Raw genomic sequence first — 20936 nt, forward strand, 5'->3', positions numbered from 1 at the left:
GTGGTTCCTTTCCATGGCCAGGTGAACCGACTGTACGGAAGCGGGGTGGGCGGGAGCGCCGTCCGCAGTGGATCACGGGCAGGGAAGGTCGAGTAAACAGGCCGATCGGTATGTTTTCCGTCGTGCGTCCGCTAACCCCGCGCCGCGGGTGTCACGGCCTCGGGAGAGCCCTCCCGGTACTCCTGGAAGACCCGCTCGCCCCGTTCCGGGGAGAGGTCGAGGGCGGCCAGCATCGCGGGAGTGGAGATGCTCGGCAGGACGTGGCGGAGCAGGACGGAGACGCGATGGCCGAGATCGGCGCGGTTGCAGTGGACCTGTGACATCGCCTGGACGCCGGCGAAGGCGCCGGTGAGGAACTCGGCGGTGTCGGCCACCTCGATGTGCGGCAGCAGCTCGCCCTGGCCCCGCGCCTCGGCGAGGATCTGCTCCAGCTGGTCGCTCCAGGCACGGAAGGCGGCGTCGCGGTCCAGCTCGCGTGCGCCCTGGTCGAGGGCGAGAGAGACACCGGCCTGCACCAGCGGATCGTGCCGCAACCGGTAGGCCATGACCATGCCGTGGTCGACGAGCTTCTGCAGCTTGCTCGATTGCTCCGGAAGCCGGTCTATGGGCATCTGGGCTTCCAGCACGCCGAGTGCGACCTCCTCCTTGGAGGAGAAGTGGAAGTACAGGGCACCCCGTGTCACCCCCGCGCGGTTGAGGATCTCCTCCACGGTGGCGGAGGCGTAACCCCGCTCGCCGAACACCCGGGCGGCCGCCTCCAGGATCGACCGGCGGGTCCTGATCGCTCGGTCCTGCTGGGCCATGGAATCCCCCCACGATGTGTGCGCACAACATCACGACGTGTATTGAAAAGAAAACCGGATCGCACGTACCTTACCCGGCGGGCGGGAGCGCCCCGCTCGGCGAATGCTCGGAGGTAGCCATGGACCGGGTGCAGTCTCCTGACGGAAGCGCACGCGAGCGGCACACCAGACCTGTTGGTGGGCGCATTGCCCCAACAGCCTTATGGCATACGGAGATCAGCGGCGAACAGGTGCACCGGACGGATGCGCGGGACGCCTTCCCCACCGGATGGCGCCGGCTGGACGACACACGGTTCCAGGTCAGAGCCCGCTGGCCGGCCCGGCACCGCTTCTTCACCGCGAGATCCGGGTACCTCCAGGACCCGTTGCTGATACCGGAGATACTGCGGCAGAGCACGATGCTGCTGGCCCACGCCGCGTTCGGGGTGCCCGGCGACGCCCGGTTCGTGATGCAGCGCGTGCGGTACGCGACCTCGCCGACCAGGCTCGCGCTCGACGGCTCGGGTGAGGACGTCGTCGCCTGCATCACCTGCGGCGATGTGCGACGCCGGGGCCGGCGTACGACGGGCATGCACAGCAGCATGGTGCTGCGCCGCGCGGGGCGGGTCCTCGCCACCGCCGACGGACGCGTCGACTGTGTCTCGGAGCCGGCCTACCGCCGGTTGCGCGGTGAACGGTTGTCCGCGGCCGGCCGCACCGTGCCGCTCCTGCCCGGGCTGCCACCCGAGGCGGTCGGCAGGACCGACGCCTCCGCCGTCGTACTGGCACCCTCCCCGCGCCCGGGATCCTGGCGGCTCAGGGTCGACACCGCGCATCCCACGCTGTTCCGGCGGCCGAACGACCATGTGCCGGGCATCGTGCTGCTGGAGGCCGCCCGCCAGGCCGCGACGGCCTTCTCGCACGACCCCGGCCGTACGGTCGCCATCGGCATGGACATGGCCTTCTCGCGGTACGCCGAACTGGACAGCCCCTGCTGGATCGAGGCCGACGCCGAGGCCTCGGACGACCCCGACCCGACCACCGTGCTGGTGCGAGGCATGCAGGACACCGGCGAGGTCTTCCGCTGTACCGTGACGGTCGCCGCGCCGGAGCCCGCCGTGTCCGCTCTCGCCCCCGACGGCCCGGGCTGTGCGTCCGTCACCGGCCGTTGACCGACCGCGGCGCGCGGATCGCCGGCCGAGAGGGAGGACCCAGAGTGTCACCACACATACTCGTCACCGGAGGCAGCGGCTTCATCGGGAGCCATGTCGTCGCGGCCCTACGGGAGTCGGGGGGCAGGGGCACACCGCCCAGGGTCCGGCTCCTGCTGCGCGAGCCGGCGAGCCTGCCACCGGGCACGGGCCCCGCCGACGGTGCCCTCGCGGTGGACGTCGTACGAGCAGACCTCGCCGATCCGTCGTCCCTGCGCGGTGTCTGCGACGGCATCGACGTCGTCCTGCACTGCGCGTCCCACATCGGCGACGACGAACTGCGCGCCGAGACCGTCAACGACCACGGCACCCGTGCCTTCGTCGAGGAGGCGACCCGCGCCGGCGTGGCCCGCGTCGTCTACGTGAGTACGGCCGCCGTGTACGGCCGGGGCCCCTTCACCGGCGCGCCCGTCGGCGAGTTGCCGTACGCACCGGCCTCGGCGACCAGCCGCACCCGGGCCGCCGCCGAGCGGCATGTGCTGGATGCGGGCGGCGTCGTGCTGCGCCCGCACCTCGTGCTCGGGGCCGGCGACCGATGGGTGGTGCCCGGGCTGGTCGCCCTGTTGGGGCTGCTGTCGGCGAGCCTGAAAGGCTGCACCGCGCGCCATTCCGTCGTCGACGTACGGGCGTTGGGGCGCGCGGTGGTCGCCGCCGGGCTGTCGGAGGACGTGGACCTGGCGGGCGCGCACCACGTCAACCACCCGGAGCCGGTGGACATTTCCTTCCTGCTGGACACGGTGGCCGACCGACTAGACCTGCGCCTGCCGGGCCCGCCCCTGGACCTCGACGAGGCCCGGACCCGGCTCGCCGGGCAGCCGCGCGGGCTGCACCACCTCGGCATGATCGCCGTGGACCACTGGTTCGCGGACGGCGGCTTCTGGGCCGGAGTCGGCGTCGATCCCGGGGCCGGGTTCGGCCGGAGCGTGGCCGAGCACGTGTCGTGGTACCGGGGGTTCCTGGAGCGCTGACAGACACTCTTCTTCCCTCCTCTTCCCTTCCGTTCCTCTTCTCTTTCGTTCCTCTTCCGTTCCTTCTCCATACGGGGTCTTCGTGCACACCGAACGCGCACTGACAGGCAAGATCGCACTCGTCACCGGGGCCGGCCGGGGCATCGGCCGAGGCATAGCCGAGCGGCTCGCCCGCGACGGGGCGCTGGTCGGCGTCCACTACGGCCACAGTGAGGCCGCCGCGTTGGAGGTCGTCGCGGGGATACGGAAGGAGGGGGGCCTGGCCTTTCCGGTCGGGGCGGAGCTGGGGGTGCCCGGTGATGCCGAGGCCGTTTTCGAGGCTTTCGACGCGGGGGTGCGGGGGCAGGTGGAAGCGGCGGTCGATGTCGAGGTGCGGGGGCGGACGGAGGGGGCGGCCGAGGCGGCGGAGGCGGTCGGGGCGGTCGAGGCCGGGGGCTCGCTCGACATCCTGGTGAACAACGCGGGGGTGAGCGGTTCGGGGCCGATCGGGGCGGCGGATCCCGAGGTCTTCGACCGCATGATCGCCGTCAACGCCAAGGCACCGTTCTTCCTGGTGCAGCGTGCGCTGCCGCGGATGCGGGACGGCGGGCGCATCATCAACATCTCCTCGCTCGCCTCACGGCACGCCTTCCCCGAGTCCATCGCGTACGCCATGTCCAAGGGCGCGCTGGACACCATGACCCTGTGCCTGGCGAAGGAACTGGGCGGCCGTGGCATCACCGTCAACACGATCGGGCCGGGGTTCATCGAGACGGAGATGAACGCCCGGCGCAGGACGACCCCGCAGGCGCGGGCCGCTCTGGCCGCGCGGTCCGTCTTCGACCGGATCGGCAGGCCCTCGGATGTGGCGGACGTGGTGGCGTTCCTGGCGTCCGAGGACTCTCGCTGGATCACGGGGCAGTACCTGGACGTCAGTGGCGGCACGGATCTGTGACGGTGACTGGTGAGGGGGAGGGAGAAGGGGAGGGAGAAGGGGAGGGGGCGCCGAATGCCGGACCGGGGCCGAACGCCGCCCACTGGGCGGGCGGTTGAGGCCCCGGCCCGCTCCCCTCAGCCCCGGGGCAGATAGCCGTACAGAAAGGCGTGGACGCCGGCCGCCGCGATCTCGTGCGTCTCGTCGTCGGAGAGCGCGTCCACGCCCGCCTGGCCCCGGCCCCAGGTGTTGCTGATCAGCATCGCGAAGTGCTGGGCGGCGAGTTCGGAGTCCTGGATGTGCAGCAGCCCGTGCTCGGCGAGCCGGGCCAGCCGGGCGGCGAGGGTGCGCTGCACGCGCAGGGGGCCGGCCTTCTGCCAGGCGTCGTGGAGGTCGGCGGGGAAGTTCTCGCCCTCGGCGTTGATCCGGGCGACGATCGCGAAGTGGTCGGTGAACTCCGGGCGCGGCCGCACCCAGTCCTTGGCGAGGCCCACCAGGTCGGCCTCCAGTCCGGCGGCGCTCGACGTGCTGCCGAGGTGGCGCTCGATCATCGCCTCGTGGGCGGCGGCCACCTGCTCCGAGCTGTCGATCAGCACGATGGAGAAGAGCTGCTCCTTGTTCTCGAAGTGGTTGTAGATCGTGCGCGTCGACACACAGGCCTCGGTGGCGATCACGTCGATGCTCGCGCCCTGGTAGCCGACCCGCCCGAAGACCTTCCGGGAGGCCTCCAGGATGGCCCGTCGCTTCTCCGGGAACCCCTTGCGCGGCCTGTTCCGCCCGCTGTCCGCCCTGGTCATCGTGGTACCTCCGCATCGATTACAACGACCACTTTACTCATTGCAATGCACGTTGTACTTTACTTGAGCGTGGTCGCTTTGGTCCCTTTCTGACCTCTCTTTGATCCCTTGATGTTTCATCCCTTGATGAAGGAGCAATCCAGCATGTCCACGGACACCTTGAAGCTCGCCGTCATCCTCGGAAGCGTCCGCGAGGGGCGTTTCGGCGAGGTCGTGACGAACTGGTTCGCCGAACTGGCCAAGGAGCACAGCGCCTTCGACGTCGAGGTCGTCGACCTCGCCGAGACGGAGCTGCCCCTCACCCTTCCGGCGATTCCGCCCGCCATGGCGACCGAGGAAGTGCGCCCGGTGGCGATGCTCCCGCTCTCCGCGGCGCTGGCCGCGGCCGACGCGTTCGTCGTGGTGACCCCCGAGTACAACCACAGCTTCCCGGCCTCCCTGAAGGCGCTCATCGACTGGCACTTCGCCGAGTGGCAGGCCAAGCCGGTCGGCTTCGTCTCCTACGGCGCCCAGAGCGGCGGCCTGCGCGCCGTCGAGCAACTGCGCCAGGTCTTCGCCGAGATGCACGCGGTCACCATCCGCGACGGGGTGGCCTTCCCGTTCTACTGGGAGGCGTTCGGCGAGGAGGGCACGCCGCGGGACACCGAGGGCACGAACGGTGCGGTCAAGGTGATGCTCGATGAGCTTGCTTGGTGGGGGGCGGCGCTGCATGAGGCTCGTGCCAAGTCGCCGTATGGCCCGCAGGGGTGAGGTGGTGAGGGGCGGGAGCGGGGGCTTGCTCGCTGTCCTCGCCCCCGCTTCGCCGCGCGAGGCCCCATTCCGAACAGCAAAAACGCCCTCCCGATGGGAGGGCGGAGACTGGGCGCCCCCGGCAGGACTCGAACCTGCGGCCAAGCGCTTAGAAGGCGCCTGCTCTATCCACTGAGCTACGGGGGCCGGTCGTGGTGGGCTCGGTCCTGGTGCCCGGTGGGGGCTGGTCCGTGACGTTGCCGGGGACAAGGATAGGGCTCCCGCATCCGTGTCCCTGTTGCTTCGCCTCCGTGGCTCGATGTGGAGGTTCGGTGAAGCGGTCCTGATAATCGCAGGCAGGTACGAATCGTGCACCGCTTTTGGGCTCTTGCGCCCCGGGTGTTGTGCACTCGTTATGCCTGGACTGTGCCTGTGTCTCAGTCGTCCCTTCCGTCCCTTGTGTTCTATCGGCGCGCAGACATGCTCATATGCTTCAGAATTCCCCTAAAATTGGGCATTCTTCGCATGTGGTGACCTTGGACGTACGGCCTCAGCTGCTCGACGCGATCTCCGCCCTGCGCGACTGTGTCGCCGCCGCACGCTTCCCGCTGCCCCTGGTGGGGGCCCCACGCGCGCGTGCCAACCGCGACGAACTGCTCGCGCAGCTCGACGACTATTTGGTGCCCCGCCTGAGAGAGCCCGAAGCGCCCTTGCTGGCCGTGGTGGGAGGATCCACCGGCGCCGGCAAGTCGACGCTCGTCAACTCCATTGTGGGCAGACGCGTGACCGAGGCGGGCGTACTGCGGCCGACGACCCGGACCCCGGTGCTGGTCTGCCATCCGGAGGACCATCACTGGTTCAGCGGGATGCGCGTACTGCCCGACCTCACGCGCGTGTGGGTCCCCGAGCACGATCCGGCCGAGGAGCTGATGCTGCCCGGCGAGGACTCCGCGCGCGTGCTGCGGCTGGAGACCGCCGACACGCTGCCGCCCGGGCTCGCCCTCCTCGACGCGCCCGACATCGACTCCCTGCTCGCCGACAACCGCGCCCTCGCCGCCGAACTCATCTGCGCGGCAGACATCTGGGTGATGGTCACGACGGCCGCCCGGTACGCCGACGCCGTCCCCTGGCACCTGCTGCGCACCGCCAAGGAGTACGACGCCACCCTCGTGACCGTCCTGGACCGGGTTCCCCACCAGGTCGTCTCCGAGGTGTCGCGGCAGTACGGGGCGCTCCTCACCAAGGCCGGCCTCGGCGAGGTACCCCGCTTCACCGTGCCCGAACTGCCCGAGTCGGCCTGGGGCGGCGGGCTGCTCCCGGCCACGGCGGTGGCGCAGCTGCGCAGCTGGCTCGTCCATCACGCCAACGACCCGTCGGCACGTCGGCACGCCGTGGCCCGTACGTGCCACGGGCTCCTCGACTCCCTCAAGGCCCGGATGCCCGAGCTCGCCGGTGCCGCCGCCGCCCAGTACGCCGCCGCGCTGCGGCTCACCGCCGCCGTCGACTCGGCGTACGACAGCGAGTACGCGCGCGTGCGGAGCCGGTTGCAGTCCGGTGCCGTGCTCGCCGGCGACGCCCTGAAGCGCTGGCGCGCCTTTCCGCTCGATTGCTCCGCCGAGGAACTCCTCGACTCGCTGGTGGAGAGCCTGAGCACCCTCCTGCTGTGCGCCGTCACCGCCGCCGACGAGCGCGTCGACGACGCCTGGCGGCGCGAACCGGCCGCCGACGCGCCCGAGCTGACGAGCCGTGACTCGGGGCCGAGGGGCGTCGAACACCGTATCGGCATGGCCGTACGACGCTGGCGGCGCGAGCTCGAGGAGTACGCCGAGGACGAGGTGAACGACATCGAACGCGGTGTCGTCCAGGATCCCGAGGTCGTCGCCGCCCTGGTCGCCACCGCCCTGCTCGGCGCCCGCCGGGCACGCTCCGCCGGGGAGGGGCTCGCCGAGCGGATCGGGGCGCACGGGGCGCTGCGGCTGCGCGACCGGGCCGGGCGGCTGCTCAGCGAGCACCTGGACCGGGTCATGCACAACGAACGCGAGCGCCGACTCGCCCCGCTCGACGGCCTGGAGGTCAATCCGGACCCTCAGGCCGAACTCATCGCCGCGCTGTCCGTACTGCAGAAGGAGAGGTGACCGGTGACTGCCGTCACTGACCAGAACCAAACGGAACAGGACCAGACGGAACCCGTCGATCTCCCGGAGGACGGCGTCACCACGAGCAACAGCAACAGCAACAGCAACAGCAACGACGGTGACATTGACGGTGACGGACGCGAGAACAGGGCCTCCGACGAGGTCGCTGCCGAGGACGGCCTCCTCGTGAAGGACGACCTGGTGGACCGAGTCGAGGGTGACCGCGCAGAGGGTGACCGTGAAACGGGTGACTTCGCCGCCGCACGGGAGGAGCCCGGCGACGGTGAGGGCTCCGCAGTGGCCGAGGGGGGTGAGCCCGGCGTGGGCGAGAGTTCCGCAGCGGCTGAGGAGCCGGAGAAGCGCAAGCTCTGGAGGAAGCGGGGGAAGCGGGAGGAGCAGTCGAGCGGCCGCTACGCGCGCGTGGGGGGCGGTGACGGTCACGCGCGAGGGGGCGCGGGTGCCACCCGGTCCGGCGGCGCCGAGGTCGGGGGCGCTTCCCGTCGTACGGACTCTTCGTCCCGCAAGGACGGCTCGTCCCGCGCGGACCGTACGGAGTTCTCCGCTCGCAAGGAGTCTTCCGCCCGCCCTGATTCCGCCCCCCGCCCAGCCCCCTCCTCCCGTACGGACGCCGCCTCCGCCGCGGAAGCCTCGACACCCTGGGACGACGGGCTCATCGCGCGGCGGGTGAATGAGACCGCCGCCGCACAGGAGCAGCCCCCTGTCGTGGAGGCGCGGGCCTCCGGGCGGCAGGTCGTGATGCCGCTCGCCTACGACGGATCGCTGCGGTCCCGGCTCGACGCGCTGCGCGAACTCGTCGGGCTCTCGCGCGCCCGGCTCGACAGCAAGACGCTCGCCGAGGCGGGCCGGGTGCTCGACGAGGCGGCGGCGCGGCGCAGGCTCTCCGGGCAGCACACCGTGGTCGCCATCGCCGGCGCCACGGGCAGCGGCAAGTCGCAGCTGTTCAACGCGCTCGCCGGAGTGACCATCTCGGAGACGGGCGTACGGCGGCCGACGACCTCCTCGCCCCTGGTGTGCAGCTGGAGCGACGGTGCGGTCGGCCTCATCGACCGGCTCGGCATTCCGCCGAGGTTGCGGCGCCGCCCGGCACAGAGCTCGGCCGCGGACGGGCAGCTGCGCGGGCTCGTCCTGGTCGACCTGCCCGACCACGACTCGGCGGCCGTACAGCACCGCGAGCAGGTCGACCGCGTGCTGGCGCTGGTCGACGCGGTGATCTGGGTCGTCGACCCCGAGAAGTACGCCGACGCGGTCCTGCACGAGCGCTATCTGCGGCCCATGGCGGGCCACGCCGAGATCATGTTCATCGTCCTCAACCAGACCGACCGGCTGCCCGGAGAGGCCACCGACCAGGTCCTCGACGATCTGCGCCGGCTGCTCGACGAGGACGGCATCGCGCTGGGCGAGCACGGCGAACCGGGCGCGACGGTGCTCGCACTGTCCGCGCTCACCGGGGACGGCGTCGGTGATCTGCGGGAGGCGCTCGGCCAGTTCGTGGCGCAGCGCGGGGCCGCGGCCCGCCGGATCTCGGCCGATGTGGAGGCCGCCGGGTGGCGGCTGCGGCCGGTGTACGCCGCGCGTCGGCGGACCGGGCTGAGCGAGGAGGCTCGGGACGAATTCTCCGCCCGGCTCGCGGACGCGATCGGTGCGACCGCCGCGGGCGAGGCCGCCGAGCGGGCCTGGCTGCGCAACGCCAACCGCGCGTGCGGGACGCCGTGGTTGCGGTTGTGGCGCTGGTACCAGGATCGGGGCGAACCCCCGACGGGGCGCCTGTCCCTGCGCAGCCAGACGGACGAGGAGTCCACCGCGCGGCAGCGCGTCGAACAGGCGGTGCGGACCATCTCCGACCAGGCGTCGGCCGGGCTGCCCGCGCCCTGGGCACAGGCGGTGCGTGAGGCGGCCGTACGGGGGGCCCAGGGGCTGCCCGAGGCGCTGGACGAGCTGGCCGCGCGGGCTGGACTGCCGCCGGGACGGCCGCCGCGGCCCGGCTGGTGGCCGGCCGCCGTCCTGGTGCAGGCGGCCATGACGATCCTTCAAGTCGTCGGCGGGCTGTGGCTGGTGGCGCAGATCATCGGCGTCATGGCGCCGAACCTGGGCGTACCGGTGCTGCTGATGGTGGCCGGCATCGTCGGCGGGCCGCTCGTCGAGTGGGGCTGCCGGATCGCGGCACGGGGGCCTGCGCGGCGGTACGGCCTGGAGGCGGAGCGGCGGTTGCGGGAGGCGGCGGCCGGGTGCGGGCGGGCCCGGGTGCTGGACCCGGTGGCGGCCGAGTTGCTGCGCTATCGGGAGGTTCGGGAGCAGTACGGGCGGGTGATGGGGGTCAGTGGGACGGTGAGGTGATTCGGGGGCTCGGTGAGGTGATTGGAGGCCCGGCGGGGTGATCGGGGGCCCAGTGGGGTGATTCTGGGCCCTGGGCGGTGATCCGAAGCCCCGGGCGGCGATCTGAGGACTGGAGTGGTGATACGGAGCTCGGAGCGGTGATACGGGGCCCTGGGGCTGCGGTCTTGAGGGGCGGCGTCCCGGGGCTGCGGTCTTGAGGGGCGGCGTCCCGGGGCTGCGGTCTTGAGGGGGCGGCGTCCCGGGGCGGCAGCCGTGGATCACTCGTTCGGGTGGCGGAGTTATCCACAGACGCGCGGTGATCCACAGGGCTCAGCGGGCTCGGCCCGGCGGATGCAGTCTGGCTTCGCGGCGATCGCGACGGTGCGGTCGATCGCGGTGACGGCGGCGAGCGTTCCGCCGTCACGTCGGACGCAGCCGTACGGGACGGGCCCGTACGCGTATCCGCCCGGCGGCAGTGGCCGGGCGAGGGAGGGGTTCTCGACGATGAACGAGACGATCATCTGCGCGGTGGGCAACGTGGCGACCCAGCCGGTGTACCGGGAGCTCGCGACGGGACCGTCCGCGCGCTTCCGGCTCGCGGTGACCTCGCGCTACCTGGACCGCGTGAAGAACGAGTGGACCGACGGGCACACCAACTTCTTCACGGTGTGGGCCAATCGGCAGCTGGCCACGAACGCCGCCGGGTCGCTGAACGTGGGGGATCCCGTCGTGGTGCAGGGCAGGCTGAAGGTGCGGTCGGACATCCGCGAGGGGCAGAGCTGGACCTCGGCCGACATCGACGCGATGGCGATCGGCCATGACCTCGCCCGCGGTACCTCGGCCTTCCGACGCTCTTCGCGACCGGAGACAGGTACCGCGACGGCACCCGACCGGCCCGAGCCCGACTGGGAGACGCCACCCGCGGACAGCCGATCCCAACAGGCCCCCGAGCCAGTGGCGGTGACGTGACGTCAGTCACCCTCAGCGGCTGACCGAAGTGCGGCTTATCGGCGAATGCGCTCCGAACGACCCCGGGGATTTGTCGATAAGCCCTGCTCACAAGGGATCTTGGCGATAACGATTCCGAGTCGGATCGGCCCTCCGACGGGATCCCAGGGAAGCGTGGTGCACCGCGTACCTAGGATGCCGGGCATAGCTCTCGGGGCTTCTGATTCTGCTGGTGGGACCTTCCCCCCACGTCAACGGGTCCTGCTCGAAGGGGAATTCTGTGTTTGCTGCGTTCTCTGCACTGTCGGTGCGAGGGCGAGGGGCGGCCCGACTCGCCGCCTCGACCCTGGTGTCCGGGCTCGTCGCCGCCACGGTGGTGGCCGGCGCCGGCCCGGCCGCGGCCGACGGTACGGCACGGGGCCATGGCGGGGCGACCGCCACCATAGGTGGCCTGAAGACTTACGGCGCGGCGGTCGTGCATGCCGACTCCGGGGATCAGCAGATCTCGGCGGGCCTGTTCGAGATGTCCGTCGACGGGGGCGGCACCCTGCAGACGTACTGCGTCGACATCCACAACCCCACGCAGCGCGACGCCAGGTACCACGAGACCCCGTGGAGCGGCACCTCGCTGGGCGCCAACAAGGACGCCGGCAAGATCCGCTGGATCCTGCAGAACTCCTACCCGCAGGTGAACGACCTCGCGGCCCTCGCCGACAAGGCGGGCGTCAAGGGCGGCCTCACCGAGCAGGACGCGGCGGCCGGCACCCAGGTGGCCATCTGGCGCTACTCGGACGGCGTGGCCGTCGACGCCCTCGACCCGCAGGCCGAGCGGCTCGCGGACTACCTCGAGAAGAGCGCACGGGGCGTGGCGGAGCCGAGGGCGTCGCTGACGCTCGACCCGCCCGCGGTCTCCGGCCACCCCGGTGAGCGGCTCGGCCCGGTGACGGTACGCACCGACGCGGAGAGCGTCACGGTGACGCCGCCGGCGGACGCGGCCACCAGCGGCGTGCGGATCGTGGACAAGGACGGCAAGCCCGTCACGTCCGCGGCGGACGGCGGTCAGGTGTTCTTCGAGGTGCCCGCGAAGGCGGCGGACGGCCAGGGCGAGCTGACGGTGCAGGCCTCGACGACCGTGCCGGTCGGGCGGGCCTTCGCTGCCGAGAGCCGCAGCCAGACGCAGATCCTGGCCGGCTCCAGCGAGTCGACCGTCTCGGCGACGGCGAGCGCGACCTGGGCGCAGACCGGTGCCATACCCGCGCTGTCCGCGGTGGAGAACTGCGACAAGGGCGGCGTCGACATCACCGCGGTCAATGAGGGCGACGAGCCGTTCACCTTCGAGTTGCTCGGCATCGAGTACACCATCGAGGCGGGCGAGTCGCGGACGGTGACGGTCGCGCTGCAGGAGGACCAGGCGTACGACTTCACGATCCAGGGCCTGGCCGGCTTCGAGAAGCGGTTCACGGGCGTCCTGGACTGCATGACGCAGGTGACCGAGGCCGATGCGGTGGGCCCCGACGTCCAGACTCTCGGTGAGCCCAGCCCCGCCACCGTGGGAACCACGACCGACGACACCAACCTCGCCGCGACCGGTGGCTCCGACATGACCCCCCTGATCGCGGGCCTCGCCATCGGCCTGGTTCTGATCGGCGGCGCGGCCCTGGTGGTCGTCCGGAAGAAGGAAGCGGCGGCTCAGGACTGAGGCGGGAGTTCCCACGCAAGGGTTCTCACGCAAGGGAGGGGGCGGTCCGCCACTGACGGACCGCCCCCTCGCCTGTTCCAGGTCGGCACGGCGTGCGGGATACCGGTGCGCTGCCATCGGCGGAACTGCGGGGACCGTCTGCCCAACGGTCCTTACTCCACCGGTAGTTCGTGCCATGGGGCACCGGTCCGCAAGCCGACGGACCCAGTCCGGGGTTAGAAGGCGCTGCTGTTGCAGCCCATCTGCGAGCCCAGGTGCGTGTCCTGCCCGCCCGAGTTGCCCTCGCCGTTGAGCGCGTTGCCCAGAACGCCGTTGAGCAGGCCGACCTGGCCGAGGACGTCGAGGTTCAGGTCGTGCGACTTGCAGTTGGAGCTCTGCAGGACGGAGTTGCCCTTACCGTCCATGCCCTGCGCCGTGGCGGTGCCGGTGCTCAGTAGGGCGACGCTGCCCAGGGCGGCGACCAGGACGGAAGCCTTGCGAAGCTTGTGCATGTCTTCTCCGGTGAAGTGAGATGTCCGCGATCCGTGAGAGATCGACTTCGTACTGTCACGGGAGGTTAATATGACGAAAGTCTGAAATGTCCCATTGGCGCGCCGGGATGTGCGATCTCGCCGCGAATACACCCGGACGACCGCACCTCCGGCCCGCCCTCGTGGCTACGAGTCCGCGCGAAATCGGCCATGTGTGTGTCTCCTCATCGGCCGACCCATCGCTGCCAGCGGCGAAACCCCAGGTCAGAGCCCCCCGCCCATACGCGTTTCCCCCCAGGGGTAGCCGTCGGGCAAGATGGGGTGTATCTGCCCACTGCCAGATTTCAAGCTGCCGGACGGTTTCTCTTGGCTGAGTTCATTTACACCATGCGCAAGGCGCGCAAAGCGCACGGCGACAAGGTGATCCTCGACGACGTCACCCTGAACTTCCTCCCCGGGGCGAAGATCGGCGTCGTCGGCCCGAACGGCGCCGGTAAGTCGACGATCCTGAAGATCATGGCGGGGCTGGAGCAGCCGTCGAACGGTGAGGCGTTCCTGTCGCCCGGGTTCACCGTCGGCATCCTGATGCAGGAGCCCAAGCTCAACGAGGAGAAGACCGTCCTGGAGAACGTCCAGGAGGGTGTCGCCGAGATCAAGGGCAAGCTCGATCGGTTCAACGAGATCGCCGAGCTCATGGCGACCGACTACTCCGACGCGCTCCTCGACGAGATGGGCAAGCTCCAGGAGGACCTCGACCACGCCAACGCGTGGGACCTCGACGCCCAGCTCGAGCAGGCCATGGACGCGCTCGGGTGCCCGGCCGGCGACTGGCCCGTCGTCAACCTCTCCGGTGGTGAGAAGCGCCGCGTCGCGCTGTGCAAGCTGCTCCTCGAGGCGCCCGACCTGCTGCTCCTCGACGAGCCCACCAACCACCTCGACGCCGAGTCGGTGAACTGGCTGGAGCAGCACCTCGCCAAGTACGAGGGCACCATCGTGGCCGTGACCCACGACCGGTACTTCCTCGACAACGTGGCCGGCTGGATCTGCGAGGTCGACCGCGGTCGGCTCCACGGCTACGAGGGCAACTACTCCAAGTACCTGGAGACCAAGCAGACCCGCCTCAAGGTCGAGGGCCAGAAGGACGCCAAGCGCGCCAAGCGGCTCAAGGAAGAGCTGGAGTGGGTGCGGTCGAACGCCAAGGGGCGACAGGCCAAGTCCAAGGCCCGTCTCGCCCGGTACGAGGAGATGGCCGCCGAGGCGGACAAGATGCGGAAGCTGGACTTCGAGGAGATCCAGATTCCGCCGGGCCCGCGACTCGGCAGCATCGTCGTCGAGGTCAACAACCTCAGCAAGGCCTTCGGGGACAAGGTCCTCATCGATGACCTCTCGTTCACGCTGCCGCGTAACGGCATCGTCGGTGTCATCGGGCCGAACGGCGCCGGCAAGACCACCCTCTTCAAGATGATCCAGGGTCTGGAGACGCCCGACTCCGGCAGCATCAAGGTCGGCGACACCGTCAAGATCTCGTACGTCGACCAGAGCCGCGAGAACATCGACCCGAAGAAGTCCCTGTGGGCCGTGGTCTCCGACGAGCTCGACTACATCAACGTCGGCCAGGTCGAGATGCCCTCGCGGGCGTACGTCTCCGCCTTCGGCTTCAAGGGGCCCGACCAGCAGAAGCCGGCCGGCATCCTCTCCGGTGGTGAGCGCAACCGTCTCAACCTCGCGCTCACGCTCAAGCAGGGCGGCAACCTGCTGCTCCTCGACGAGCCGACGAACGACCTGGACGTCGAGACGCTGTCGAGTCTCGAGAACGCGCTGCTGGAGTTCCCGGGCGCGGCCGTGGTCGTCTCCCACGACCGGTGGTTCCTGGACCGCGTGGCGACGCACATCCTCGCCTACGAGGGTGACTCCAAGTGGTTCTGGTTCGAGGGCAACTTCGAGTCGTACGAGAAGAACAAGATCGAGCGCCTCGGCCCGGACGCGGCCCGTCCGCACCGCGCCACCTACAAGAAGCTGACCCGGGGCTGATCGATCTTGCGGCACATCTACCGCTGCCCGCTGCGCTGGGCGGACATGGACGCGTACGGCCACGTCAACAACGTGGTCTTCCTCCGCTACCTGGAGGAAGCCCGTATCGACTTCCTGTTCCGCCCGGACAAGGATTTCAAGCAGGGGTCCGTGGTGGCACGCCATGAGATCGACTACAAACGGCAGCTCGTCCACCGGCACGCGCCCGTGGACATCGAGCTGTGGGTCACGGAGATAAGGGCCGCCTCCTTCACCATCACCTACGAGGTGAAGGACGACGACGTCGTCTATGTCCGGGCGTCGACGGTGATAGTGCCGTTCGACTTCGAGCAGCAGCGGCCGCGTCGGCTCGTCCCGGAGGAGAAGGAGTTCCTCCGGGAGTACACGGACGAAGTCTCCGCGGGCGATCCGGACGACGAGGAGGCCGTCGCCGCATGACGGTGCTCCACCTCGCCGACGAGGGGGAGGCGGCGGATCTCGCGGCCTTCCTCTCCCGGCTGCTCCACTACGACCGTGGAGCCGCGGTGCGCCTGCAGGCCGCCGGCACCGCGCTCGCCGTCTTCGGGCGGCCGCCGTCCTTCGAGGTGCTGGCGATCCGTGCGGTACGGCTGGGCAAGCCGTACGAGAACGGGCTCGACGTCACGCTGGACGTGACCGTGTCCGCGGGCGAACTGCTGGAGTCCATCGACGAGGCGGCGGCTACGGCCGTCGTCCCGGCCGCGGTCACCGGACCGCCGTGGGCCGGAGTGCTCCCGCCGCGCGGTGGCTGGCGGCGTGAGGCCGGGCTGCCGACGCCGGGCGAGCTGCGCGCGATGGTCGGGGTGGCGGTCGCCGAGTTCCGGTCCCGTACGCAGGAGCTGGCGCCGGAGCGGCGTACCCGGGCCGAACTCGACCGGATCGGGCGGGAGATCTGGTCCCGCACGGTGGGGGAGACGCCCCTTCCGGTACGGGCCGTGCACGCGGCGCAGTCACTGGGCTTCCTGCGACCCCGAGGGGCCGCGGGCCAGGGCGAGTTGGGGCTGCTGTCCTCGGGGGCGTGGCTACGGCTGCGCACGCCGTACGGGTCGATCGCGGTGCGCCGGGCGGGGCTCGGGGCGCTGGACGTCAGCGTTCGCTGACCCCGCCGGGGCACGCGCGTGACCCGGCTCGGCCGGGGACATGACGCAGGCCCTCAGCTGGCGGTGTTCACCATCGACGCCGCCGCGTACGTCAGGTAGTTCCACAGCGTCCGCTCGTGCTCCTCGGAGAGGTCGAGTTCGTCGACGGCGACCCGCATGTGCTTCAGCCAGGCGTCGTGGGCCGCGCGGTCCACGGTGAACGGGGCATGGCGCATGCGCAGGCGGGGGTGGCCGCGGTTCTCGCTGTACGTCGTCGGGCCGCCCCAGTACTGGATCAGGAACAGCACGAGGCGCTCCTCCGCCGGGCCCAGGTCCTCCTCGGGGTACATGGGCCGCAGGAGCGGGTCCTCGGCGACACCCTCGTAGAAACGGTGGACGAGGCGGCGGAAGGTCTCCTCCCCGCCGACCTGCTCGTAGAAGGTCTGCTCCTGAAGCGTGCCGCGCCGAATTTCATTCACATGGCCCATGGTCTCAGACGCGGAGACGGAGGACTCCAGGCTTAGGACCAGCCGCCCCTTGTGGCGCGTTCCGGTCCCGAGTGACGCGTTCCGGATCGTCCGGCAGGGTGCTCGCCTCGTGCGGCCTGCCGCAGGACAGTGGAGGTATGAGCGCGCACGCCCCCGACAGGGCCCTGGACGACCTCGCCGCCTCGGCGCGGGCCGCGCTGGTGAGTGAGATCGAGGCGAGCGGGGCGTGGGCCGAGGACCCGGTGTGGCGGGACGCCTTCGCGGCCGTGCCGCGGCATCTGTTCGTGCCGTACTACTACGTCGGCGTCGCCGGCGGCTACGAGCGGCGCTGGGGCCAGAGCCCCGACCCGGGCGCACGCGAGCGCTGGGTGCGCGGAGCGTACGCCGACACCCCGCTGGCCACCCGGCTGCGCGACGGCGAGTTGGTCTCCTCCAGCAGCCAGCCGTCCCTGATGGCGATGATGCTGGTCGCGTTGGGGGTGGCGGACGGCGACCGGGTCCTGGAGATCGGCGCGGGCACGGGCTACAACGCCGCCCTGCTCGCCCACCGGCTCGGCGACGACGACCTCGTCACCACCGTCGATCTGGAGCCGGAGATCACCGAGTCGGCCCGGCAGCACCTGGCCGCCGCCGGCTACCACCCCGTCGTCGTCACCGGCGACGGCGCACGCGGCGTGCCCGAGCGCGCCCCCTTCGACCGGATCATCGCGACCTGCACCCTGCTGTCGATCCCGCGCCCCTGGATCGCCCAGTGCCGCCCCGGTGCCCGCATCCTGACCCCGCTGGCCACCGGTCTGATCGCCCTGACCGTACGGGACGCCGAGCACGCGGAGGGCCGCTTCCTGCACACGCCCGCCTACTTCGTGCCGCTGCGCGGCGGGGTGCGCTCCGAGCCCGCGGCCGCCCACCTGGGCGGGCTGCCGCGCCGGGCCCGCGAGAACGAGCTGTTCCGCTTCCTGCTGGCGCTGACCCGCGGCAGCCTCGATCCGCAGGAGGCGTACGCGTTGTGGGAGCGGGAGGAGCAGCCGCAGCGGGAGCGGTACGGGATCACGGTGAGCGGCGAGCACGAGTGGGCGTGGCTGGACGATCCCGAGGGGCCGTACGCGTGGCCGTTGCCCGGCTGAAAACACCGGGAGGGGGCGGTCGTACGGCAATTTCTCGCCGTACGACCACCCCCTCCCGGTCTGAAGATGCCTGGACGGGCCCTAGCCGCGCCGGATCGTGATCGTCGTCCACGCCCCGACGTGCACCCGGTCGCCGTCCTGCAGCGGTACCGGGACGAACGGCTGGATCGGTTCCTCGGAGCCGTTCACCGTCGTGCCGTTCGTCGAGTTCTGGTCGACGACCGCCCAGGTGCCGTCCGGCTGCTGGACCAGGACCGCGTGCTGGTGCGAGACGCCCGGGTCCTCCGGCGGCACCGACAGGTCGATGTCGGGAGACTCGCCGGTGGAGTGGCGGCGGCGGCCGATGGTGACCTGGTTGCCGGTGAGCGTGCGCTGCTGTTCGGGCGAATACGCGGGCAGGTTGAGGCCCGCGGCCTCAGGGCCGGAGCGCTGCATCATCGCCATGAAGTAGTCGCGGTCCGGGCCGATGGTCGCCAGCCAGGTCGCCGGACCGGCGGGCTGCTGCGGATAGCCGGGGCCGGGCGGTGGCGGGGCCTGGGTCGCGCCGGGCTGGGGGTAGCCGTAGCCGCCCTGAGCGGGAGCGCCCGGGCCGCCGGGGCCCGATGGCGGGGAGAGCACCCAGTCGTCGTTGCCGCCGCCGAAGGACGGGCCGCCCTGCGGCGGACGGTTCGGGTCCTGCCCGAAGCCGGGCTGGACCGGCGGGGCGCCGGGACCGGCCGGGCCCGCCGGCTGGAACGCCTGCGGAGCACCGCTGGTCGCGCCGGGACCGCCGGGCGGGGTCGGGCCGGGCGGTGGCGGAACCGGCCGCGACGGGTCGCCGCCGAAGCCGGAGGGGGCGTTGACTCCCGGGCCACCGGGTCCGCCGGGGCCGGGAGCACCGGGGCCGCCAGGGCCACCGAAGCCACCGGGTCCACCAGGACCACCGGGGCCCGGAGGGAAGCCACCGGGGCCGCCGGGGCCACCGGGGTTGGTGTTGCCCGGACCGCCCGGGCCCGGAGCGAAGCCGCCAGGGCCGCCGGGAGCGCCCGGGCCACCCATGCCGCCGGGACCAGGGCCGGGACCGCCCGGACCAGGACCGCCAGGGCCGAACCCACCAGGCCCACCCGGGCCTCCGGGACCGCCAGGCCCTCCCGGACCCTGCGGCTCCGCGCCGAACGGCGGGATCGGTTCCGCCGGGCGGTTCACCTGGGACGGGCGCGAGCCCTGGTACTCGTACGAGTCACCGCCGCCGAACGACGGAGGCGGCCCCGACTGCGGCGGGGGCCCGGACTGCGGCGGGGGCCCCGACTGCTGCTGGAAGTGGGAGGGCAGGCCCGGGCCGCCGGGCGCCGGGGGGCGCGGGGCGGCGGGGGTGTACGACGTCGCCGTGTTGGTCAGGAAGTTCCACCGGCACTCCTCGCAGAACGGAGCGCCGCCCTCACGCGGCGTACGGCACTGCGGGCAGAGCTCCGGCTCCGGTACGCCGCCCATGTGCGGATGGCCGCCGGGCTGACCGGCGTTCGGGCCACCGGACGGACCGGGGCCGCCGGGGCCACCGGGGCCACCGGGCGGCGGGAAGCCGTAGCCACCGCCGGGCGGGGGCGGCGGGGGAGGGGGCGGAGGTACGGCACCGGCCATGCGGTGACCGCAGACCTCGCACCAGTCGTCGGAACCCGACTGGTGTCCGTTCGGGCAGGTCGGCATGTCGGCGCTTCCCCCTCTCCTTTCCGGCCGTTTTCGACCGGATTTCTCCAACCCCAAGGGGTCAGGCTCGGTGCTTTTATGGTCCTGCTAGGTCACTTCTTTACACGAACAGTCTTTGTCGACCGTGTCTCGAGAGTCATCTCGTCGGCCTCCGCGACCTTCGCCTTCAGTCGCACAGTACCCGTCGCGGCGTCGACCACGTCCACCACCTTCGCAAGGAGTTTCGCGGTATCCGCATTTCCGGAAGCGCTGGCGAGCTGAACCGCGCGACCCAGTTTGGCCGTTGCTCCATCGATATCGCCCGCTTTGCGAAGATCGAGCCCTTGTTGGATGGCTTGCGCCAGTTCCGCCTGGCCCGTGTAATGGGCGACCTGCGGGTTGATCGACGTCGAGGCGACCATGTCGTCGGTCCACACGGCCCGTACGAGACCCTGCGCGCCCAAGTTCTGGGTGCTGCCGTCGGGTTGCGGGATGACCAGGGAGACCCGTGCGGCGAGCATCTCCCGGCCGACCTCGGCGACGGGCACTTCGACGCAAACGTGGTAGTCACGGGACTCGTCTCCCCAGCTGCCGGTGGGGTAGTCCCCGGCGCGCGGGCCGGTCTCCGTGCGCCGGTCGGTCAACTCCTCGACCGTCGGCGCGACTTGCTTGACGAACTTGATGATCGTGCCCACCGGCGTCCACACCCGCAGGGCGACGTCCGCGACCTCCTTGCCCATCGCCGTCTCCATCATCTGCGTGAAGTCGGCGGCGAGACCGGCCGGGTCGGCGACGATGTCGGCGCTGCCGAGCAGGGCGGAGGCGATCCCTGTGACTTCTTTCACTTCCCAGTCGGTGCCCACGCCACGTGCGTCACATGTGAAACGTCCGGCACAGGCGTCGAGTGCGGCCTTCAGGTCCTTCGGCGACTCGTGCTCGTTGCGTCCGTCGGTGAGCAGGATGCCGTGCCGGATGGCGACGTCGGCCGAGGAGAGCAGGCGGTCGGCGAGCCGCAGCCAGGTGCCGATGGCCGTGCCGCCGCCCGCGCTGAGCCTGCGTAGGGCCTGTTTGGCCTGGTCACGGGTGGTGGCGTCGGCCACGGCCAGGCGGTCGCCGCCCGGGTAGACCTCCTTCGCCACGTGCGTGCCGCCGATCACCGCGAAGTGCACGCCGTCACGCAGGGTGTCGATCGCGGCGGCCGTGGCGTCGCGGGCGTTGCGCATCTTGGTCGGCGGGTAGTCCATGGAGCCCGAGCAGTCGACCATGATCGCCACGGCCGCGGACGGGCCCTGCCCCGGCGCGTAGAGGTGGGGCGCCGCGACCGCGCTTCCGACCGTGCCCCCGCCGGTCGCGGTCACCGTGACGATCGCGTTGACCTCGCGACCGCCCTCCGGCAGGTACTCGTTCTGGTACACGTCCACCGAGAACTGCGGCACGTTCGATTTCGAGAAATTGGCCATGCGTTCTCAAATCCCCCTAAAGAACCCCATGGCGGTGCCATGGCTGTCGACGGACCGGTCCCCTCCGGTCCGTTGAGGCCTCGCCCCG

The 20936-nt window shown here is 71.2% G+C and carries 18 protein-coding genes and 1 tRNA gene; 12 read left to right on the forward strand and 7 right to left on the reverse strand.

Annotation, left to right across the window (positions count from 1 at the left end; genetic code table 11):
• Window positions 1-131: 131 nt before the first annotated feature.
• Window positions 132-803, reverse strand: coding sequence for a ScbR family autoregulator-binding transcription factor (locus BLU79_RS26290; RefSeq protein WP_093908362.1), 672 nt, complete (start codon window positions 801-803; stop codon window positions 132-134).
• Between the two features lie 215 nt (window positions 804-1018).
• Here BLU79_RS26290 and BLU79_RS26295 point away from each other — a divergent pair, with 215 nt between their 5' ends.
• The 3 genes from BLU79_RS26295 to BLU79_RS26305 all read left to right on the forward strand — a co-directional run bounded on the left by BLU79_RS26295 (window position 1019) and on the right by BLU79_RS26305 (window position 3895).
• A complete protein-coding gene (locus BLU79_RS26295; RefSeq protein WP_305657753.1) occupies window positions 1019-1954 on the forward strand; it encodes a ScbA/BarX family gamma-butyrolactone biosynthesis protein in 936 nt (311 codons plus the stop codon).
• A 44-nt stretch (window positions 1955-1998) separates the two neighbouring features.
• Window positions 1999-2961 carry an NAD-dependent epimerase/dehydratase family protein gene (locus BLU79_RS26300; protein ID WP_093908364.1) on the forward strand — a complete coding sequence of 321 codons (963 nt, stop codon included), beginning with the start codon at window positions 1999-2001 and terminating at the stop codon, window positions 2959-2961.
• Window positions 2962-3043: 82 nt separating this feature from the next.
• Window positions 3044-3895 (forward strand): SDR family oxidoreductase, encoded by an 852-nt coding sequence (locus BLU79_RS26305; RefSeq protein WP_177001178.1) that lies wholly within the window; start codon window positions 3044-3046, stop codon window positions 3893-3895.
• Window positions 3896-4011: 116 nt separating this feature from the next.
• On the opposite strand, the gene BLU79_RS26310 is transcribed toward BLU79_RS26305, so the two are convergent.
• Entirely contained in the window at window positions 4012-4671 is a 660-nt protein-coding gene (locus tag BLU79_RS26310) for a TetR/AcrR family transcriptional regulator (RefSeq protein WP_093908365.1), read from the reverse strand.
• Window positions 4672-4815: 144 nt separating this feature from the next.
• Between BLU79_RS26310 and BLU79_RS26315 the strand changes: the two genes are divergently transcribed.
• Window positions 4816-5421, forward strand: a complete 606-nt coding sequence (locus BLU79_RS26315) for an NADPH-dependent FMN reductase (RefSeq protein ID WP_093908366.1) — start codon at window positions 4816-4818, stop codon at window positions 5419-5421.
• Between the two features lie 113 nt (window positions 5422-5534).
• Here BLU79_RS26315 and BLU79_RS26320 read toward each other — a convergent pair.
• Window positions 5535-5607, reverse strand: a tRNA-Arg gene (locus BLU79_RS26320).
• Window positions 5608-5927: 320 nt separating this feature from the next.
• Here BLU79_RS26320 and BLU79_RS26325 point away from each other — a divergent pair.
• The 4 genes from BLU79_RS26325 (at window position 5928) to BLU79_RS26345 (ending at window position 12516) form a co-directional block, all read left to right on the forward strand.
• A complete protein-coding gene (locus tag BLU79_RS26325) occupies window positions 5928-7535 on the forward strand; it encodes a dynamin family protein (protein ID WP_093908367.1) in 1608 nt (535 codons plus the stop codon).
• 3 nt (window positions 7536-7538) lie between these two features.
• Window positions 7539-9890 (forward strand): YfjP family GTPase, encoded by a 2352-nt coding sequence (locus BLU79_RS26330; protein WP_256333465.1) that lies wholly within the window; start codon window positions 7539-7541, stop codon window positions 9888-9890.
• A 483-nt stretch (window positions 9891-10373) separates the two neighbouring features.
• Window positions 10374-10838 carry a single-stranded DNA-binding protein gene (locus BLU79_RS26340; protein WP_093908369.1) on the forward strand — a complete coding sequence of 155 codons (465 nt, stop codon included), beginning with the start codon at window positions 10374-10376 and terminating at the stop codon, window positions 10836-10838.
• 259 nt (window positions 10839-11097) lie between these two features.
• Window positions 11098-12516, forward strand: coding sequence for a Cys-Gln thioester bond-forming surface protein (locus tag BLU79_RS26345; RefSeq protein WP_093908370.1), 1419 nt, complete (start codon window positions 11098-11100; stop codon window positions 12514-12516).
• Between the two features lie 215 nt (window positions 12517-12731).
• Here the strand turns inward: BLU79_RS26345 and BLU79_RS26350 are convergent, their stop codons facing one another.
• A complete protein-coding gene (locus BLU79_RS26350) occupies window positions 12732-13007 on the reverse strand; it encodes a hypothetical protein (RefSeq protein ID WP_093908371.1) in 276 nt (91 codons plus the stop codon).
• Window positions 13008-13352: 345 nt separating this feature from the next.
• Here BLU79_RS26350 and ettA point away from each other — a divergent pair, with 345 nt between their 5' ends.
• The 3 genes from ettA to BLU79_RS26365 are packed head-to-tail and all read left to right on the forward strand — an operon-like array spanning window position 13353 to window position 16135.
• Complete coding sequence (gene ettA / locus BLU79_RS26355) at window positions 13353-15017, forward strand: energy-dependent translational throttle protein EttA (protein ID WP_093908372.1); 1665 nt, start codon at window positions 13353-13355, stop codon at window positions 15015-15017.
• Window positions 15018-15023: 6 nt separating this feature from the next.
• Window positions 15024-15455, forward strand: coding sequence for an acyl-CoA thioesterase (locus tag BLU79_RS26360; protein WP_093908373.1), 432 nt, complete (start codon window positions 15024-15026; stop codon window positions 15453-15455).
• The gene (locus tag BLU79_RS26365) at window positions 15452-16135 is read left to right on the forward strand and encodes a DUF8010 domain-containing protein (protein WP_093908374.1); all 684 of its coding nucleotides are present in this window, start codon (window positions 15452-15454) and stop codon (window positions 16133-16135) included. Before BLU79_RS26360 ends, BLU79_RS26365 begins: the two co-directional genes overlap by 4 nt.
• 53 nt (window positions 16136-16188) lie before the next feature.
• On the opposite strand, the gene BLU79_RS26370 is transcribed toward BLU79_RS26365, so the two are convergent.
• Window positions 16189-16602: a globin gene (locus BLU79_RS26370; RefSeq protein ID WP_093908375.1), complete on the reverse strand. Its 414-nt coding sequence runs from the start codon at window positions 16600-16602 to the stop codon at window positions 16189-16191.
• Between the two features lie 137 nt (window positions 16603-16739).
• Between BLU79_RS26370 and BLU79_RS26375 the strand changes: the two genes are divergently transcribed.
• Window positions 16740-17726, forward strand: coding sequence for a methyltransferase domain-containing protein (locus BLU79_RS26375; protein ID WP_093908376.1), 987 nt, complete (start codon window positions 16740-16742; stop codon window positions 17724-17726).
• A gap of 81 nt (window positions 17727-17807) precedes the next feature.
• On the opposite strand, the gene BLU79_RS26380 is transcribed toward BLU79_RS26375, so the two are convergent.
• Window positions 17808-19409 (reverse strand): FHA domain-containing protein, encoded by a 1602-nt coding sequence (locus BLU79_RS26380; RefSeq protein WP_093908377.1) that lies wholly within the window; start codon window positions 19407-19409, stop codon window positions 17808-17810.
• A 92-nt stretch (window positions 19410-19501) separates the two neighbouring features.
• Entirely contained in the window at window positions 19502-20848 is a 1347-nt protein-coding gene (locus BLU79_RS26385; RefSeq protein ID WP_093908378.1) for a vWA domain-containing protein, read from the reverse strand.
• Between the last annotated feature and the right edge of the window lie 88 nt (window positions 20849-20936).

Source organism: Streptomyces sp. cf386 (assembly GCF_900103585.1).
GTDB lineage: Bacteria > Actinomycetota > Actinomycetes > Streptomycetales > Streptomycetaceae > Streptomyces.

Excerpts from the sequence above, each read along its gene's own strand:
- BLU79_RS26315 (WP_093908366.1), top strand. The coding sequence starts at position 4,816 with ATGTCCACGGACACCTTGAAGCTCGCCGTCATCCTCGGAAGCGTCCGC.
- BLU79_RS26290 (WP_093908362.1), bottom strand. The coding sequence starts at position 803 with ATGGCCCAGCAGGACCGAGCGATCAGGACCCGCCGGTCGATCCTGGAG.
- BLU79_RS26385 (WP_093908378.1), bottom strand. The coding sequence starts at position 20,848 with ATGGCCAATTTCTCGAAATCGAACGTGCCGCAGTTCTCGGTGGACGTG.
- BLU79_RS26350 (WP_093908371.1), bottom strand. The coding sequence starts at position 13,007 with ATGCACAAGCTTCGCAAGGCTTCCGTCCTGGTCGCCGCCCTGGGCAGC.
- BLU79_RS26340 (WP_093908369.1), top strand. The coding sequence starts at position 10,374 with ATGAACGAGACGATCATCTGCGCGGTGGGCAACGTGGCGACCCAGCCG.
- BLU79_RS26380 (WP_093908377.1), bottom strand. The coding sequence starts at position 19,409 with ATGCCGACCTGCCCGAACGGACACCAGTCGGGTTCCGACGACTGGTGC.
- BLU79_RS26370 (WP_093908375.1), bottom strand. The coding sequence starts at position 16,602 with ATGGGCCATGTGAATGAAATTCGGCGCGGCACGCTTCAGGAGCAGACC.
- BLU79_RS26375 (WP_093908376.1), top strand. The coding sequence starts at position 16,740 with ATGAGCGCGCACGCCCCCGACAGGGCCCTGGACGACCTCGCCGCCTCG.
- BLU79_RS26365 (WP_093908374.1), top strand. The coding sequence starts at position 15,452 with ATGACGGTGCTCCACCTCGCCGACGAGGGGGAGGCGGCGGATCTCGCG.
- BLU79_RS26310 (WP_093908365.1), bottom strand. The coding sequence starts at position 4,671 with ATGACCAGGGCGGACAGCGGGCGGAACAGGCCGCGCAAGGGGTTCCCG.